The organism is Acinetobacter portensis, from assembly GCF_009372215.1.
Classification (GTDB): domain Bacteria; phylum Pseudomonadota; class Gammaproteobacteria; order Pseudomonadales; family Moraxellaceae; genus Acinetobacter; species Acinetobacter portensis.
Genome location: NZ_LWRV01000114.1, coordinates 1 through 656 on the forward strand (window position 1 = coordinate 1; position 656 = coordinate 656).

Annotated in this window: 1 protein-coding gene; it reads left to right on the top strand. The window is 44.1% G+C overall.

What is annotated here, in order from left to right:
- Window positions 1-656 (top strand): hemagglutinin repeat-containing protein (locus A6M14_RS13815; RefSeq protein ID WP_152875826.1); only part of this gene is annotated, 656 nt, incomplete at both ends.

Genomic DNA, 656 nt, shown 5'->3' on the forward strand with positions numbered 1-656 from the left:
GCTGCCGCTACAGCGGCTGCAAGTAGTGCAACGTATGGCTTTACCATAGGTGCCAATGGTGAACGTATAGAAACTACATCTACGACCAATACCGAACAAAGCCAATGGCAAGGTAGTAATTTAGGCTTAAACAACCTTCAACTTAAATCAGAAAATAAAGATATTAATATCAAAGGTAGTCGCGTGAATGCGACGGGCACCACAACCTTTGATGGCACCAAAGATTTAAATGTTACAGCAGGCGTTGAACGTGGCAAACAAGATAGCAACAGTAAAACCAATAGCCAAAATGTCAGTTATACCTATGGTGGCGGTGGTAGTGCATCAATAGGCAAGCAGACGAGTAAATCGAACAGTGAAAGTCTCACTCATGTAAATAGTGAGATTGCGCTGAATCGAACAGAAGGTGTGATTGACCAACTCAACATTAAAGGCGGCACGGTAAGCATTGCTGATCGTGGTGATCTCAAGGTCAAAGGTATCCATGTTGAAAGCTTACAAGATACAGCATCGAGCAGTAATAGTAGTAAAGGTGGCTCTATTGGTGGCGGCTATGGTGGTGGTTCAAAAAATATCACGGCAAGCTACAACCAAGGCAAAGGCAACAGCGACAGTGCTTGGGTGAATGAGACCAGCAAACTCCTGATTGGTAATGC